The organism is Moorena sp. SIO4A1, assembly GCF_010672065.1.
Classification (GTDB): Bacteria; Cyanobacteriota; Cyanobacteriia; order Cyanobacteriales; family Coleofasciculaceae; genus Moorena.
Map to the genome: position 1 here is coordinate 1 of NZ_JAAHHX010001080.1, position 1,017 is coordinate 1,017.

General features: G+C 32.4%; 1 pseudogene. It reads left to right on the forward strand.

Annotation, left to right across the window (positions count from 1 at the left end):
- Window positions 1-95: 95 nt before the first annotated feature.
- A pseudogene (locus F6K53_RS45420) lies at window positions 96-995 on the forward strand (IS630 family transposase); the annotation flags it as partial.
- Window positions 996-1,017: the final 22 nt, after the last annotated feature.

Below are 1,017 nucleotides of genomic sequence, written 5' to 3' on the forward strand. Positions count from 1 at the left end.
GGAGGGAATCTAGTGATTGCAGACGTGAACTGAGATAGTAACCGTCATTCCTAATACAAATTTTTAAGATTTTGTCAAGTACATTTTTCACAAAATTAGATGCGATTACCCTGGGAAGAATAAGTTACTTAAAACCCGAAGATAAAGTTAAAATAATTCAGTGGCTTAAAGAAAAAGACTATCTGAGATTATCAGACTTAAAAAACTATTTACTTCATGAATATCAGGTAGTTTATAAGTCTGATCAAAGTTACTATTCTTTATTCAAAGAAGCCAAAATAAGTTGGAAAAAGACTCAAAAAAATAATCCAGCAAAAAATGAAGCTTTAGTGGAAGCAAAAAAAGCGATGCAGCGCGGTCTTGGGGGTTTCCCCCATGAGCGACTGCATCAAGAAGAAGAAATTGAAAATAAATTAGAAAACTAGCACTCGGATATAAAGGCTGGAAAGCTGGCAGTGTTTATGATTGATGAATGTCATCTTCTCTGGGGAGACCTGTTAGGTTATGCTTGGGGAAGAACAGATAAAAGAATACAAGTTCCTATTAAAAATCAAAAAGATAGACAGACATATTACGGAGCATTAGATTATCAAAATCAAGAATTTATAATGAAAGAGTATTCGGCAGGAAACACAAAAAATACTATCGATTTTATCAACTATTTACAACGCCAAAGACCAGGGAAAAGATTAGCTATATTTTGGGATGGTGCCAGTTATCATAATTCTCAAGAGTGGCGAGAATATTTAAGTAAAATTAATCAAAATTTATTAGAAGAAGACTGGCTAATAACTTGTACAAAATTTGCTCCTAATGCTCCGGAACAAAATCCCGTAGAAGATATTTGGTTACAAGGAAAAAGTTTCTTGAGAAAATTTTATCATATTTGCAGTTCTTTTAAAAGAGTAAAGTGGTTATTCAAGTTTTTTACTGATGGTCAAATATTTGATTTTCCCAAACTTTTTAAGTATGGAATTTTGCCACAACCTATTTAGGATTGCTATAGTAACGAATTAA